The following is a 15,666-nucleotide window of genomic DNA, read 5'->3' as shown; positions in this document are numbered from 1 at the left end:
GTCGCTGACCCAGACGTTGGAGATCTCGTAGCCGTCGGACGACCCGGCCACCCGCAGCGCGTCCCAGGCCTGGGAGACCCGCATGTCGTAGATGTCGGCGTCCAGGGTGTCGCGCACCATCACCGCCGCCGAGTTGGTGTAAAGCTTCTGCCATTCGCCGGTCAGCGGCACGGTGCCGTCGATCGTGGTGCCGTAGATGTCGATGCCGGTTTTGGCGTCGTCCACCAGGAAGGGGTAGAGGTTGGTCTTGCTGCCGGTGTTGGCCACGGTCCAGCTGGCCTTGGTGGCGTCGATGGCCTGCGCATCGCCGCCGTTGTAGCGGTAGGCCTCATAGCCGTAATCGCCGGTCAGGGTTACTTTCGAAACCATGCTCATTAGTCCTTTCGGATTATTCCACTCGTAAGGTCCGGGGTGTTCTCTGGTCCGGGGAAATGCTGTGCCGGCGGCTCTGAGGCAAGCGCAGGCGGCCTGCCCCGGGCGGAACTGGCGGGGCTCCGCCATGGGCGGGGTCTTGCTATGTCAGGATTGTATAAGGGCCAATGGTTGAAACTTCGCAAAACTCATTGGCTTGCAGCCCCGCTGCAGGGCGGCGGCATGCCGCCTTCGCCGCGGCGGAATTTCTCCGCGGCGCGATGCCGCATGGATCATGGAAAAAAGGGGTTTGACGGGCGGCTGTTCCGGCGCCGCCGGCGCCGGTTTCAGAGGCGCCGCAAGGGGCCCGGCTCCGCGCCGGCGCGCCGGGCCGGCGCAGCGGCCCTCCGGTAAACGCCGGACCTGGCGGGAAAGTTCCCTGGCCGGCGGTCCGGACGCCGCCGCCGGGCGGCCGCGCCGGCAGGGGCCTGGCGGTCAGAATCGCTGCAGCCATTTCCGGTGGAATCCGGACACCCGCGCCAGCGCCTCCGGGCTGGCCAGCATCCTGAGGTAGTAGCTGCGCAACTGCGGATTGCTGACGAACTGGCCGATGTAGAATCCGGTCCAGCCGGCCAGTTTGCGGAGTTTCTGCTCCGCGGGCCGCCCGAACAGCCGCAGCATCCTGTTGCCGCAGCGCAGCCCGGCCCCGGTTTCCGGGGCGGCGGCGGGCTCGAGAACGGCCGCGGCGGCCTCTGCCAGGCGGCCGAAAGCCTTGCCGCAGCCCGCGGCGGCAAACCGGCCGCGCGCGGCCGCCACGGTCCCGGCCGGCAGGGCCGCCTGCATCTGCCGCAGCTCCAGGCAATCGCGCAGCGCCAGCAGCGGCGCCTCGAGCGGCCGTTTCGACAGTTCCGCATGGGCCGCCAGGTGCATCACCCGGTGCAGCGGGCCGGGCAGGCGCAGGCCGGGGCGGCCGCCCGGCTGCGAGGCCGCAAACACTTCGCCCGCGGGCAGCAGACGGGCCACTTTCGCGCCCCCCAGGGCGTGATGCAGCTCGACCGAGACCGCCCAGCCGGTGCAGGTCAGCGGCGGCAGGTGGTGGTGGCCGCGCCCGGTCACGCCGCGGGTGGTGCTGGGGGCGGCGCCGGCGGCTTCGAGGGCGGCGCAGGCGGCGCCGATGTCGCGGTCCTGCAGCAGCAGGTCGATGTCGCTCAGAAACCGCATCCCCGGCGCCGGGTAGACCGGCTGCAGGAGTCCGGCGCAGCCTTTCAGGGCCACCGCCTCGATGCCCCTGGCGGCAAGGATCTCCCCGATCTGCAGAAGCTGCGCCCGGATCGCGTCATTGCGCCGCCGGTTGGCCTTCTGCATCTCGGCAAAATAGATGCACAGGTCGCGCGGCACCGCCTGCGCGAGCTCCGGGGCGTTTTCGAAGGCGGAGGCGATCACCGTATGGACGTAGGCGTAGGTGGCGATTTTCACCAGCTCGCCGGGGCTGCTGGCCCGCAGATCCTGCGCCAGCGTGCCCGGCACCGGGTATCCGAGCGCCGGGGCCATCAGCCCGAGGATGGCCCGGTGCGGCCGCGAGCGGCAGGCCAGCAGCCGGTTCAGCGGGCGAGCAGGGACTGGCATGTCTCTACCGAATAGCGGGTGGATCCATAGCGCAGCTCATAGCAGGGCACCCGCTCCAGCAGCGCCACCAGAGGCGCAAGCGAGGGGTTGCGGCGCGACACCCGCCCGCCGGTCTGGATCAGCCGGGTGAGCGCCTCGGCGGGATCCAGCCGCGCCAGGCTGTTGGCGGCGCCCGCGCCGCCATACTCCGGGAAGACGATGGCCGCGACGGCGACGGGGGCTGCGGCCGGAACCCGGCGCGGCGGGCGCAGATAGCGCACCCCGTCCCGCGGCGAGGCGGCGGCCCCGGCGGCCAGCCCGAGCGCCTGCGCCTGCGGCAGATCCCAGGCGCCGCGCTTGACCGCGGAAGCCGCCGGAAACGCCAGCATGTGCCGCCCGTCCACCGACAGGGCCACGTGATCGTCCGCCGCAAGCGCGCCGCCCGCGGCCAGCAGCCCCATCGCAAGGGTGGTCTTGCCGCGGCCGCTGCCGCCGGCCAGGATCACCGCCCGCCCCTCCTCGGCGACGGCCGCGGCATGCAGATGCGCGGCCACGCGGGACGGCGTGCAGAGGTGATCCATGCATTCGCGGATGATATGGAACCGGGTGAGATCCTGCGGCGCGCGCCCCCAGACCGGCTCCCGGCCGCGGAACACGCCATATTCCTCTTCCGCGTCCGCCTCGCCCTCCGCGGCGATGATGACATCGATGAGAACGGTTGCGCCGCCGTCCTCCGGCATCTCCTGGGCCGGCGCCGCATACTCCGCCAGGGAGGCGGCAATCTGCTCCGAGAGCTGCGGATCCTCGCAGCGCAAGGTGACGTATCTGTCCCCGAGGCGGAAGGTTTGCGGTTCACCGGTGTGCGGCACCCGGTAGGCAACGGGGGCCACGAAGGGGCACATGCCCTGCCGGAACAGCCCCGCCGCCTGCCACTGGCTGATCACCTCCTCGACCAGCGGCGCGGCATCGCTGGGCGCGACCCCGTGCTGGCGGGCAATTTTTGCGGTGACTTCCGGCAGCTCCGGGTCCGCGCGCAGGGCGTCGTAAATATCGCGCCCGAAGCCGTTGCTGGAAAGCAGGGCTCCGCTCCCGCGGGAATGCAGCAGGAACGCTGTGCCGAGAGCGAAGCCTTCAATCCGGTTCATGGCCTGCCGGGCGCCCATGCTGTTCAGCAGGGAAACCACGCCTGGTTTCCCTGCCATCGGTCCATCCTGCCGCCCCTGCGGTCATTGCATTCTCCGCCTTGGTCTGGCCAGTCACCGGGTTCCGCCCATTCACTTCTTGGGTTTCTTCGGCTTCTTCGGTTTCTTGACCTTCTTGAGCTTCTTCTCCTTGTACTTATAGGCGGAGGCTTCGCTGACCAGCCCGTCCGCGGTGACCACGGCGGCGGCGGCGCCGCCAACGGCAGCGGAATATTTCGCCAGCGCTTTCACGGCGTCCCGGCGGCTGTATTCGAGAGGCGCCTTGGCTGCGGCTTCAACCTCGGCCTCTTCCCTCGAAGAAAGTTCCTTTCCCACGATGGTATCCCCTGTGAGTGGTGATGGGCATGACAGCCGCATCAGAGTGAGCGATGCGCAGAAAGTCGGAAGTTCAGTTCAGCAGTTAAGTATCAGACAGTTCACTCGTTAAGCACTAATTGGTTCAGTAGTTAGTTCAGCAGTTAAATAGCCGGCAATGAAGCGCCGCACAGGAATGAGAGCGGCGCAGCATTTCCAAATGAGATGTGCCGGATGCCGGGGCTGTCCATGGGGAAAGTGCCCCCCGGGGAGGGAAACCCGTTCCAGGGTTCCCCGCCAGCGGTCAGCTCCGCCGGTTCCGCCGGCGCCATCTCCGCCATCTCCGCCATCTCCGCATCTTGCCCAGGCGCTTCCAGCGGCGCATCTTCTTGCGGCCGGGGTATTGCTTGACCGGCTTGGAGCCGTAGGCGGAAGCTTCGCTGACCAGCCCGTCGGCGGTGACCACAACCGCGGCGGCGCCGCCGACGGCCGCGGAATATTTCGCCAGCGCCTTGACGGCCTCGCGGCGGCTGTAATTCAGAGGAACGCTGGCTTCGCTTTTGCTTTCAATTTCAAGTTTTTCTTCGGTTTCGTTTTCTTCCGGAGAAGAAATGTCTTTTTCCACCATAACACCCCCCTCGTGTTAAAAGATGGGCACGACCTCCGTACCAATTAAACCGGTGCGTAATGTTTCAGCATCCAGCAGTTAAGAGTACCATCGAAAAAGGCTTGAAGCAATATTGCCCCATTGGGGAGGGAAGGGTGCAGGGTGTCTTAATCCTTTTGGATCTGCGGCTTTATCCATTCGGATAGATCGCGCCCTAATCATTTCCGGGAATTCATTTTGCGGGCCGGTTTTTGAATTGCGGGGGCGCGCAAAACCCCGGCGGCTAGGGCAGCCGGGCCGCCCGCCTCTGCCCGGCGGGGGCGCGGGCCAGCCACTGCGCCCGGGCCGCCGCCCAATGCGCCCGCGCGGCGGCGCCCTGCAGCACGGTCCAGCCCGCACCCGGCAGCGGGTAGCCCTCCGGCAGCGGCTCATCGGAGAGGTTCAGGAAATGGTTGCCCGAGGCCGCGCGCGTCTTCTCCCAGGCCAGCGCCAGGCGGTGCTGGCCGATATGGTGCACGTCGCTGACCGCGAGCACCGAGCCGCGGATTTCCAGCGCCGGGCTGCCGGCCTCGATCTTGAACGGCGCCTGATGCGTGAGCCGGCCCTTGAAGGGATAGGCCTGCAGGCGCATCAGCACGCGGTCGAGCCGCACCACCCCGGCGCTCCGGTCCGGCATCTCCCGGCGGGTCATGCTGAGGCCGGAGAAGACGCCGTCGAACAGGCTGTTGGAAATGGTGCCCGGATTGCCGTGGTCGTTTTCGATGGCATCGTCGCGGGCCTGGTAGACCGCGGCGCGGGTGATCAGGAAGTTCTCCGAGGCGCCGGCGATGCGGATGCCGTCCCAGGCCTGGCGGATGGTCCAGCCGTGCAGCTCTATGCCGGGGGCGTCGCGCGCCATCACTGCGGCGGAGTTCACGTAGATGTCGGCCCAGTCCAGATCCAGCGGCACCTCGCCCTCGATGCGGCCGCCGGCCACCTGGGTGCCCGGAATGCTGCCGTCGATGAGAAACGGGTAGCGGTTCTGGCGCGGGCCGTAATTGCTGAGCCGCCAGCTGGCGCCGCGGGCGTCGATCCGTTTGGTGGCGTTGCGGTTGGCCCGGAACTGCCGGTAGCCGAAGGCCGCCCCCACCAGGGCCCGGTCCGGCCGCGCCGCCTGCCGGGAAAGGCGGGCCCCGGCCGGGGCGGTGCCTGCAGGGGCGGTGTCTGCAGGGGCGGTGCCAGGCTGGGCGGGGTCCGGCCGGGCGGTCTCTGCCGGGGCGGCCGCGGCGGCCGGGGTCCGGGCCGGGGACCCGGCCACCGCCGCGAGGCAAAGCAGGCCGAGCCCCGCCGCCAGCGCCAGCGCCAGCGCCGGCAGGCGGACAATGGACAGGGTCAAGGCAGCACGCCGGGTCATGTTCTCCTCGCTTGTCTGTCCCCGCCTGGCCCTGCCCGCCAGGCCCCGCGCCCCGCAGGCCCCCGCGGGCGGCGGGGCTCAGGCCCTTGCCGCCGCCAGGCCGCTCAGGAAGCGGCCGCATTCGTCGAGATAGGCCTGGATGACGATCTTCTCGTCGAACCTGGTCTCGACGATGTTCCGGTTCTGGGCGCCGAGCCGGTGCAGGGTGCCGGCTTCCATCTCCGCCACCTCCTGCATCGCGGCGAGCAGCTCCTCCTGGTCGCGGGGCGCGATCTTGAGCCCGTTCACCCCGTGCCGGATGACATCCTTGCAGCCGACGCTGTCGGTGGAGATGATCGGCCGCCCCACCGCGCCCGCCTCCAGCAGGGTGCGGGGCACGCCTTCGCCGTAGTAGGAGGGCAGCACCAGCACGCTGCAGGAGCGCAGCAGCGCCGCGATCTCGCCAGGGGGCACCTGGCCGAGGTAGCTGCACTGCTCCGCGCGGGCAAAGGCCGCAAGCTCTCCGGCGCTCACGTATCCGCTTTCATCGAGCCGCTCGCCCGCGATCACGAAGCGGGCGCTGGTGCCGCGGCGGAGCATCTCCCGGGCGGCGTCGATGAACATCTGCGCGCCCTTGGAGATCAGCAGCCGCCCCACATAGAGGAACACCACCTCCTCCGGGAACTCCGCCGAGGGCGTGAAGCGCTGCAGGTTCACGCCGCTGCCGGGGATGTGCCGCGCCGCGGCCTCGCCGACCATGCCGTGCTGCAGGAAGAACTGCAGATCGTCGGTGTTCTGGAAGAACACCCGGGCCGAACGCCGCAGGGCTTTGGCATAAAGCGCGATGAAGAAGGCGCGCTTGAGCCGCCCGGCGCCGTCGAAGGCGCGCCCGGTGCCGGCGATATTGTTGATCACCGGGATGCTGAGCGCCTGCGCGGCGAGCGCGCCGATGGTATTGGCCTTGATCGTGTAGCACAGGCAGACCGCGGGCCGGTGCCGCCGCAGCGCCGCGCGGATGGCGAAATAGGCGGCGGCCTCCTGCACCGGATTGGTGCCATACTGGCTGATCCCCACATGCTCGTGGATCACCCCCATCCGCTCCAGCTCGGGCACCGAGGCGTCCCGCGGGCTGATCAGCAGGATCTGCGCGCCGCAGGCCTGCAGCGCCCGGATCAGCGTGGTGCGGGAGCGGTGCACGTGCAGGGCGGTGTTGCAGATGATCGCGATGACCGGCTTCATACTGGCTCCCTTCATACTGGTTCCCCTCATACCGGCTCCCTGGCCTCCATGAGCTTGCTTCTGATCAGGTCCTTGTCGGCCTCGCTGGCCGCGGGCGGCGGCGCCGCGCCGCTGCGGCGCGCATAGATCCGGTTCCAGCCCCGGTCCCGGGCCGCCTGCACGAGGCCGTCAAGCCCGATGTCGCGCAGCCCGTAGGAGATCTTGCGGGCCAGTTTCGAGATCAGATAGTGCCGCGGCACCGCGGCGCCATTGATCCGGCCGATCCGGCTTGCGTCCACAGGGCTTTCCGGCAGCCCCAGCAGGGCGTCCACGGCGCGGGCAAAGGCCTGCGCATCGCGGGACAGGAGGGAGGCATCCAGCAGGCTCACCCGGTCCTCCCCCAGCGCCGCGCGCCAGCGCGCGAGCCAGCGTTCGACCTGGCTCGCCTCGATGATGGCCGGATGCGCCTCGATCGCCTCGGCCAGCGGCGCCGCGGTGTAGCCGTAGCGCTTCAGATGCAGGTAGTGCGACCAGGCCCGCGCCACCGGATCGCGGCGCAGGATGATGACCCGGGCCTCCGGCAGGGTTTCGGCGACCCGCACCGGGGCGTGCGGCTGGGCCAGGATGCTGGGCGCCACATCAACCAGCATGCGGTGCTGCGGCTGCGGCCGGAACTGGCCTTCGTACCAGGCAGGCCCGCGCGTGTAGTAGCGGTCGAAATAGAAGATTTCCTTGGTGCGCGCGGGCAGGCAGACATCGCCGCGGGCCTGCAGATAGGCATGCACCCAGGTGGTGCCGGACTTCATCGGCCCGCAGAACACGGCGGTTTTCAACCCGAACACTGCGCGGTCCTCCCATAATAGCGGCCATCGTCATAATAGGGGCCGGAAAAGCAGCCGGGGCCCAGCCAGTGCCGGTTCAGCACGCTGAGGGCGAGCCCGGCCAGGATCCAGAACGGGCGCTGCCGCAGGCCAAAGGATCCCAGCCCGTAGAGGCTCACGATCAGGAATGCGGCAAACAGGGCGAAGGCCTGGATCCGCCGCGCGCCCGGCCCGGGGCCGAAGGCGCATTTCAGCGCCATGAGCATGATCGCCGCCTGGAACAGCAAGAGCAGCAGCAGCCCGGGCACGCCGGTCTCGATCAGCGTGCCGAGATAGGTGTTGTGGACCTCGAAATCGCTCACCGTGTAGCTTTTGAAGTTGCCCGGCCCGACGCCGAAGAAAGGGTGGTCGACCCAGCCCCGCCAGACCAGCACCATCTGCTCGTAGCGCGGGCCAAGCCCGTCCTCCAGGGTGCTGGGGTTCAGGAAGCGGTCGAGCGGCCGGGCCAGGGTCTCCAGGAATCCCGGCAGCGCGCTGGCGCCCGCTTCCAGGAAGGCGATGACCAGGAGGGCAAAGCCCAGCACCAGGGCGGCGCAGGAGGCCAGGATGACGGCCGCGAAGCCGGGCCGGGAGGCCCAGAACATCAGCGCCGCCAGCACCACCAGCAGGAAGGAGACCAGCGCCAGCACCAGCGCGGTGCGGCTGCCGGTTCCGGCCAGTGCCACCGCCGCAAAGCCGACGATGGTGAAATAGGCCAGCGTCGTGGCCCGGGAGACCGAGGCCCGCAGGCAGAGGATGAGGAACAGCGGCAGCGCCGGGGCCACGAAGGCGGCGAGCTGGTTGACCGACTGCGAGGTGGACTTGATCCGGCCGCCGCCGTGATAGACCCAGTCCGGGGCCTCGGCGAACACCGCGAGCACCGAAAACGACGACACCAGCACCACCCCCGCCGCATAGGCATTGAGGAACAGCCGGAAGCTGCGGGCGCCGGCCGAGGCGGCGATGGTGACGGCGCAGAGCACCGCGCCATAGGAATAGTTGGCGATGGTCTGGAACAGCTTCCGCATCGGCTGGTCATAGAGATAGGTGGCGACCACGCCGGACAGGAAGGCCCAGAGCAGGAAGGCGCCCAGCACCAGCAGAATGGCGCGGGTGTTCGGGTGCAGCCGGAGCCGCAGCACGCCCTGCTTGCTGGTCGAGGTGAGCAGGAACAGGAAGGTGCCGAGCAGAAAGCACAGGTCGGCGGCGACAATGCGGATCTCCTGCGCCGGGTTCAGCGGGTTGATCAGCACCCCGGAGAGGAAGATCCCGGCCGCAAAGATCCCGGTGCCGAGCCCGATTGCGTCCCGGCCGGGCCGGGGGCGGGAAAGCTCCTCTCCATACAGCTGCACAGGCACGTGTCCGGTCCAGTCCAGAATGACGCCGCTGGCGGCCCCGCCTCCCCTCTGCACCTACTTGGCGCCTGTCCCGAAGATCATCACGGAGACGGTCCGCAGGATGATATAGAGGTCCATCATCGCCGATCCATTCCGGATGTAGTGGTAATCGTAGCGGGCCTTGCGGTGGATGGTGATGACCTCATCCGCGTAGCCGCCGCGGATCTGCGCCAGCCCGGTGATGCCCGGCCGCACCCGCACCCGGTATTTGTAATAGGGCACGTGCACGCTGAACCAGGTGGCGTGGTCCCAGACATCGGGCCGCGGGCCGACCAGCGCCATCTCGCCGGTCAGCACGCTCCAGAAGTTCGGCAGCTCGTCGATCCGGCTGCGCCGGATGAACTGCCCGAGCGGGGTGATGCGGTCGGTTTCCAGCGGGCTGGTCGGATCGCGCCGCGCGCCCTCCGGCGCTGCCGTCATCGAGCGGAATTTCCACATCGTGAAGGGCCGCCCCCACATGCCCATCCGCTGCTGTTTGAACAGCAGCGGCCCGGGATTGAAGAACGGGTTCAGCACCAGCAGGACCACCGCCGCAACCGCGGCCAGCATCAGCCCGGCGAGGGCGGAGGCAACGTCCAGCGACCGCTTCGACAGCTGGAAGGCGGACGGCCAGCCCGCGAGCGGCTTCAGCGCCGGCGGTTTCAGAATGGATGAATTCAGGTTGGACGGCTGCAGGGAGGAAATTTCCCCTTTCAATCCGAAATCCGGATATGTCAGACCGCTTCTGTTGCTTATTTCCCCTCGCACGCCGGTTCTCCCCCCCAAGAAAACACCAGCCGCCATGAACTCCCCGCGGAATGCCGCGGAAAAGCCGCGCGGAATGCCGCGGAACAAATGAAAGCCGGTAAACGATTTACAGTCGCGTAATGCAGAGTGCGCCCAGCCTAGCAAAACTGCCGCCGCGCCCGGCCCTATCAATTGGTGTGAGGGGGGCTAATGCCCGGCGGGAAACCGCCCGCGCCGGGTAATCCGTTTTAGGCCTCCGGAATTAATCTTATTTGAGTAGGGGCGGAAGCCGCAGGGCCCGGTTATAGTGGGCGGGCTGCCTGCTGTTTTCTTTTTTTCATCAAGAAACTCGATGTCACCGGCACCCGCTCTAAATCCACCTGGATACAGTGAAACGGCCCTTGCGGGCCGCGGCCCGGCCGGGTTTTGCCGGGGCGGCCGGCCTGCATATCCGGCGCGCCGCGGCCGGCCCGCGGCCCGGCCCGGGCATTCGAACGAATTACGGGGAGATGCAATTGTGATGCCGCCAATGTTCCAGCCGCCCCGGCCGCCACAGCCGCCCCGGCCGCCCCGGCCGCCCCGGCCGCGCCCGCAGGCCGCGGCCCGCCCGGAAGCCGCGGCATGAGAAACCGGCATTCCGCGCTCACCCCGGGATACCCGGTTGCCCCGGCCGCCCGCCCGCCCGAGCCTGACATGGCCATCGACATCCGGGCGCTGTTCGCGACCCTCTGGCGGGGGCGCTGGACCATCCTCCTGATCACCGCCCTGGCCGCCGCGCTCGGGGTGTTCTTCTCCTCCAGCATCGAGCCCACCTACAAGGCCAGCGCCAAGGTGATGTTCGACCCGCAGCTGCGCGAGATCGCGGCGGGCGGCGGGGTCTCCCCGGCCGGCGAGGACGGGCTGGAGAACGAGATCCAGGTGCTGCGCTCCACCGCGCTGCTGAACCGGGTGGTCGAGGAGCTGGAGCTGCACACCTATCCGGAGTTCAACCCGGCGCTCGGCGAGCCGGAGCTTTCCGAGCCGCACCCCTTGCTGGATCTGCTGCCCGCGGCGATGGAGCCGGAGCCCGGGTTCGCGGCCGAAATCCCCGATCTCGAGCGCCGCATCGTCGCGCTCAACGTCTCCCAGGGCCTGCGGCTGAACCCGATCCCCGCCTCCCGGGTGATCGAGATCAGCTTCATCTCCGCCGACCCGCAGACCTCGGCAGAGGTGGCCAACGCCTTTGCCAAACAGTACATCGACGACCAGCTGCACGTGCGCCTGTCGACCACCCAGGCCGCCACCGACTTCCTGACCGGCCGCGTCGACGAGCTGCGGGAACGGGTGCAGAAGGCGGAAAAGGCGGTGGCGGTGGCGCAGTCGGCGCAGTCGCTGGAAGCCGGCCAGAGCCTGCCGATCACCAAGCAGGAGCTGGAGGCGCTGATCAGCGCGCTTTCCGAAACCAAGAACGAGGCCCGCGCCGCGCGCGCCGACTACCAGCGGCTGACAGCCGCGCTGCAGCAGCAGACCGACCCCGGCGCGGTGCCGGAATTCCGCGAATCCGCGCCCATGGCCGCCCTGCTGGCGCGGGAGAGCGAGCTGCGGGTGCAGCAGGCCAATCTGACCGGCGCCCTGCCGCCGGAGCATCCCGCCTTCGAGGACATCGGCAGGGCGCTCCAGCTGCTCAAGGACCGGCAGGCGGAGGAGGCCGCCCGCATCGTCGAGATCGCCCGCACGCGCTGGCAGTCCCTGGAACGGCAGATAGAGCTGATCGAGGCCGAAAAAGGGGTTCTCGACCGCAAGGTGCTGCAGCAGACCCAGGACGAGCTGGCGATCCGGCAGCTGGAACGGGAGGCCGAGGCCAGCCGGACCCTTTACGAGACCAGGATCCGGCATCTCAATGAAGCCTCCGAGCAGGTGAAGCTGGAAAGCGCCGACGCCCGCATCCTGACCCTGGCGGAGCCGCCGCTCGCCGCCTTCTCGGAGCCGAAGAAATACGCCCTGACGATCGCGGTCCTGGGCGGGCTGGTGCTCAGCGTGGTGCTGGTGTTCCTGCGGGAGCGGCTCAACAACACCTTCCGCTCGGCCGCCGAGGTGATGAAGGTCACCGGCATGGAGGTGCTCGCCACGATGCCGGCGGCCGGCGGCACCCGGCCGGTCGAGGCCCTGCGCACCTTTGCCGCCGAGCCCAACTCGCATATCGCGGAGGCCGTCCACGGGCTGCGGACCAATATCCTGCTGACCCGCGACGCCGCCCCGCCCAAGGTGGTGCTGTTCACCTCCTCCTACCCGGGCGAGGGCAAATCGCTGCTCGCCGCCCTGACGGCGCTGGCCTCGTTCCGGATCAACAAGCGCACGATCATCGTCGACTGCGACCTGCGGCGGCCGAAGCTGTACCAGCTGCTCGGCGATGCCCAGGACAAGCAGAACCTCGTTTCGGTGCTGGATGGCACCACCCCGCTGGACAAGGCGGTCCGCAAGGACCCGGTGACCGGGCTGCACGTGCTTGCCGCCAGCGGCGCCCAGATCCGGCAGGACATTTCCTCGGTGGACATCCTCTCCTCGCCCGGGTTTGCCAAGCTGATCGAGACGCTGCGCAGCGCCTACGACCTGGTGGTCCTGGATGCGCCGCCGGCGCTTCTGGCGGTGGATACGAAGATCCTGGGCAAATACGCGGATTCGCTTGTCTATGTGGTGAAGTGGAACAAGACCTCCCGCGATGCGGTGCTGGCCGGGCTGCGGGAGCTGGAGGCCACCGGGGCGCCGGTTGCGGGGGTGGTGCTGTCGATGGCCAGCAATGTGAAATTCACCAGTTACGGCCTGGATCAGGCCGCAGCTGCCAGGTGAGGCGGGGCCAGCGGGGGACGGGACATGGGCGCATATGCAGAACGGAACGGACGAGTCGCTCCCGCAGGCGGCGGCCCGGGCGCCGGGCGCACAGGCCTGCGGGCCGCGGTGCGGCCTCTGCGGGTGCTGGCGCTGGTGATCGCCGCCGTGCTGGCGGTGCTTGCCGCCGGCAGCGGGCGGGCGGCGGAAGAGGGCCTGGCGCTGGCGCCCGGCGACACCGTGTCTTATGCGGTGATCGGGGTGCCCGAGCTCAGCACCGTCTCCACCATCGGCATGGACGGCCGCCTGCAGCTGCCGCTGGTCGGCTGGGTCGAGGCCGCGGGGCTGACCATCGAGGGGCTGCGCCGCGAGGTGGCGGCGCAGGCCGGCAGCACCCCGGTGCGCACGGTGGGCGCCGACGGCCAGGAGGTCTGGCGCCAGATCAGCCCGGATCTGCTGTTCCTCACCGTGGCGGCCTACCGGCCGGTCTACCTGATCGGCGATGTCCGGGAAAACGGCGAGCAGCCGTTCCGGCCGGGCCTCACCCTGCGCCAGGCCATTGCCCGCGCGGGCGGGTTCGGGGCGGCGCTCGAGCTGCCGGACTCCGGCACCCAGCTGATCTCGCTGTCGGCGGAGCGCGACGTGCTGGCGGGCGAGGCGGCCTTCGTGAAGGCGACGCTGGCGCGGCTCGAGGCGGATCTTGCCGCGATCGGCAGCGGCGGCGCGGAAGGGTCGGAAGCGGCGGAAGCGGCGGCAGCCGCCGCGGCGGCCCATGACGATGGCGCCGCCCGCTGGCTGGACGCCCGCAACGCGGAACGGCAATTGTCCCGCGGCAATTCCGAGCTGGTGGCGCGGCAGATGAAGAACCGGCTGGAGGTGCTGGAGGAGCTGCTGCGCACCCATCAGGCCAACCTGAAAATCGAACAGGATGCGCTGGAGCGGGCGCAGTCGCTGGCCGACCGGGGCCTCACCCCCGCCTCCAACGTGACCGAGGCGCGCCGCGCGGTGCTGGATGTCTCGATGCAGGCGCTGGAGACCTCCGGCGAGATTCACCGGCTGCAGCTGGACCTCGCGCGCAGCAGCGACGAGGTGGCGCGGCTGCAGTATTCGCAGCGCGCCGAACTGCTTGGCGAGATCGTCAGCAGCACCGCCTCGCTCAGAACCCTGGAGCGGCGGCTGGCGGCGCTGGACCAGCGCCTGATGGCGCTTGGCGGCCAGCATCTCGTCTCCCAGATCAAGCCGGCCTACCGCATCATGATCCACCGGCCGGGCAGCGGCGGCATCGAGACCGGCGAGCTCAGCGATATCCCGCTGCTGCCCGGCGATGTTCTGGAGGTGCGGGCCATTCCCGCAGAAGAGGCCGAAGCCGTGCCCACGCAGTGACCGGCAGGCGGCGCCGGGTGCAGCTTGCGGGGGAAACGCCTGCGGCCCGCCCCTCCAGCCGCTGGCCGGAAGCCTGGGGCTGGAGGGGCGGGCCGCTGTTTTTGTGCCGGCCCCGCGCCGCAGGCCCGGGCGCGGGGGCGCGGGGCCTGCGGGAGGCGGGAGCGGAGATCAGACCAGCAGGAAGTCGCCGGCGTCGAGGTCCAGCCGGGTGTCCATCTGGGCGATCATCACCTGATCGCTGCCGCCCTGGCCATCGGCGTCGTAGAACAGCTCGCCGGTCTTCCACTTGTAGATGACGTGGTCGTTGCTGTCCTCGGCGCTGCCGCCCACCTCGAAGAAGTCCGCATCCAGCGTGTCCGCGCCGCTCTCCAGGCTGGTGAACACCGACGTGTCGAACGCGATCTTGTCGGTCCCCGGCTTGAAGTCGGTGATGGTGTCCACATTGCTGCCATCGGGCGCGGTGTCGAAGACGAAGATGTCCTTGCCGGCACCGCCGGTCAGCACGTCCTCGCCGGCGCCGCCGCGCAGCTCGTCCCGGCCCTTCTTGCCGTTCAGCTCGTCCCGGCCGGCGCCGCCCTGCAGCGCATCGCCGCCGCCGCCGCCATAGATCGCGTCCTCGCCAGCACCGCCTTGCAGCGCGTCGCTGCCTTTCCTGCCGCGCAGCTCGTCATCGCCGGCGCCGCCGGTCAGCGCGTCGTCGCCATTGGTGCCCGTCAGCGTCAGCGCCTCGGTTTCCGCTGCCGCCGGCTCCGGCTCCTGCTCGGGCGCGGGCGCGGGCTGCGTGACCGCCGGCTCCTGCTCGGGCGCGGGCTCCGTGGCTGCCGTCTCCTGCTCCGGCTCCGGCTGCGCGGGCGCCGGCTCCTGGGTTTCGGCAGCCTCCGGGGCACCGGCCGTCCCGCCGGTCACCGCGAAGTCGGTGTGCTCGAGGCTGAGCCGGGTGTCGAGCTGGGCGATCTTGACCTGCTCGCTGCCGCCTTCGCCGTCCTCATCATAGAACAGCTCGCCGGTCTTCCACTTGTAGATGATGTGGTGATCGCTGGTTTCGGCGCTGCCGCCAACCTCGAACTGCGCCTCGCCGAGCGTCTGCGCCTCGCCGTCCGGCCCGGACTCCAGGCTGGTGTAGAGGGTGCCGTCGAGAACGATCTTGCCGGTTTCCGTGACCGAGACACCCTCGCCCAGGGAGCGGGTGCTGCCGGTGGCGGTCTCCTGCTCCGGCGCGGGCGCGGTCTCCTGCTCCGGTTCCGGCTGCGGTGCCAGCGGTTCCACCTCGGGCTCGGGCTCGGGCTGCGGCGCCACCGTCACCGCGTCCTCGCCGCGGCTGGCGATCCAGTCGGCGCGGGCCGCCTCCCAGTAGTCGCGCGCCTCCTCGCCCTGCAGCACGGTCCAGCCGGCCGGCGGCATCGGGTAGTCGCCGGGCAGCGGCTTGTCGGAGAGGTTCAGGAACACGTTGTTGGAGGAATGGATGGTCTTGTCCCAGGCGGTCTGCAGCCGCGAGTCGCCGACGTGATCGACGTCGTCGATGGCAAAGATGCTGTTGGAGATGCTCAGCTGCGGGCTCTTGCCTTCCATCTTGAAGGGCGACTGGTGGGTCATGTTGCCCTTGAAGAGGTAGGATTCCATCCGCATCAGCACGCCGTCGAGCTCGAGCACCTTGTGGGAGGCGTCGCTCATGTTCGGGTGGCCGAGGCTGATGCCGGAGAACACACCGTCAAACAGGCTGTCGCGGATGCTGCCGTTGGAGGGGGTGTCGTTTTCAAACGCGTCGTCGCGCACGTCGCTGACCCAGACGTTGGAGATCTCGTAGCCGTCGGACGACCCGGCCACCCGCAGCGCGTCCCAGGCCTGG

General features: G+C 69.4%; 13 protein-coding genes. 2 read left to right on the top strand and 11 right to left on the bottom strand.

Features of this window, described 5'->3' with window-relative positions; genetic code table 11:
• The 10 genes from ACOHWE_RS19625 to ACOHWE_RS19580 all read right to left on the bottom strand — a co-directional run.
• Positions 1-369: hypothetical protein (locus ACOHWE_RS19625; protein WP_420668436.1), on the bottom strand; the 369-nt coding region annotated here is incomplete at its 3' end.
• A gap of 477 nt (positions 370-846) precedes the next feature.
• Positions 847-1,977: a nucleotidyltransferase family protein gene (locus ACOHWE_RS19620; RefSeq protein ID WP_420668435.1), complete on the bottom strand. Its 1,131-nt coding sequence runs from the start codon at positions 1,975-1,977 to the stop codon at positions 847-849.
• On the bottom strand, positions 1,953-3,158 hold the full coding sequence (locus ACOHWE_RS19615; RefSeq protein ID WP_420668434.1) for a hypothetical protein: 1,206 nt from the start codon (positions 3,156-3,158) through the stop codon (positions 1,953-1,955). The genes ACOHWE_RS19620 and ACOHWE_RS19615 overlap by 25 nt, the downstream gene beginning before the upstream one ends.
• A 72-nt stretch (positions 3,159-3,230) precedes the next feature.
• Positions 3,231-3,473 (bottom strand): hypothetical protein, encoded by a 243-nt coding sequence (locus ACOHWE_RS19610; protein ID WP_420668433.1) that lies wholly within the window; start codon positions 3,471-3,473, stop codon positions 3,231-3,233.
• Between the two features lie 283 nt (positions 3,474-3,756).
• On the bottom strand, positions 3,757-4,080 hold the full coding sequence (locus tag ACOHWE_RS19605; RefSeq protein WP_420668432.1) for a hypothetical protein: 324 nt from the start codon (positions 4,078-4,080) through the stop codon (positions 3,757-3,759).
• A gap of 262 nt (positions 4,081-4,342) precedes the next feature.
• Positions 4,343-5,452 (bottom strand): hypothetical protein, encoded by a 1,110-nt coding sequence (locus tag ACOHWE_RS19600; protein WP_420668431.1) that lies wholly within the window; start codon positions 5,450-5,452, stop codon positions 4,343-4,345.
• Between the two features lie 78 nt (positions 5,453-5,530).
• On the bottom strand, positions 5,531-6,685 hold the full coding sequence (locus tag ACOHWE_RS19595; RefSeq protein WP_420668430.1) for a glycosyltransferase family 4 protein: 1,155 nt from the start codon (positions 6,683-6,685) through the stop codon (positions 5,531-5,533).
• 11 nt (positions 6,686-6,696) lie between these two features.
• Positions 6,697-7,491, bottom strand: a complete 795-nt coding sequence (locus ACOHWE_RS19590; RefSeq protein ID WP_420668429.1) for a sulfotransferase family protein — start codon at positions 7,489-7,491, stop codon at positions 6,697-6,699.
• Positions 7,479-8,861: an O-antigen ligase family protein gene (locus ACOHWE_RS19585; protein ID WP_420668428.1), complete on the bottom strand. Its 1,383-nt coding sequence runs from the start codon at positions 8,859-8,861 to the stop codon at positions 7,479-7,481. The genes ACOHWE_RS19590 and ACOHWE_RS19585 overlap by 13 nt, the downstream gene beginning before the upstream one ends.
• Positions 8,862-8,921: 60 nt before the next feature.
• Complete coding sequence (locus ACOHWE_RS19580; RefSeq protein ID WP_420668427.1) at positions 8,922-9,602, bottom strand: sugar transferase; 681 nt, start codon at positions 9,600-9,602, stop codon at positions 8,922-8,924.
• A 651-nt stretch (positions 9,603-10,253) separates the two neighbouring features.
• Here ACOHWE_RS19580 and ACOHWE_RS19575 point away from each other — a divergent pair.
• Together ACOHWE_RS19575 and ACOHWE_RS19570 are read left to right on the top strand one after the other, a co-directional pair.
• Positions 10,254-12,458 (top strand): GumC family protein, encoded by a 2,205-nt coding sequence (locus ACOHWE_RS19575; RefSeq protein WP_420668426.1) that lies wholly within the window; start codon positions 10,254-10,256, stop codon positions 12,456-12,458.
• A gap of 24 nt (positions 12,459-12,482) precedes the next feature.
• The gene (locus ACOHWE_RS19570; RefSeq protein ID WP_420668425.1) at positions 12,483-13,820 is read left to right on the top strand and encodes a polysaccharide biosynthesis/export family protein; all 1,338 of its coding nucleotides are present in this window, start codon (positions 12,483-12,485) and stop codon (positions 13,818-13,820) included.
• Between the two features lie 168 nt (positions 13,821-13,988).
• Here ACOHWE_RS19570 and ACOHWE_RS19565 read toward each other — a convergent pair.
• Positions 13,989-15,666: M10 family metallopeptidase C-terminal domain-containing protein (locus ACOHWE_RS19565; RefSeq protein ID WP_420668424.1), on the bottom strand; the 1,678-nt coding region annotated here is incomplete at its 5' end.

This window comes from Cribrihabitans neustonicus, from assembly GCF_048820895.1.
In the GTDB taxonomy this organism is placed as follows: domain Bacteria; phylum Pseudomonadota; class Alphaproteobacteria; order Rhodobacterales; family Rhodobacteraceae; genus Cribrihabitans_A; species Cribrihabitans_A neustonicus.
The sequence above is the reverse complement of the archived record's forward strand: the minus strand, read 5'-3'. Positions and strand labels throughout refer to the sequence as shown.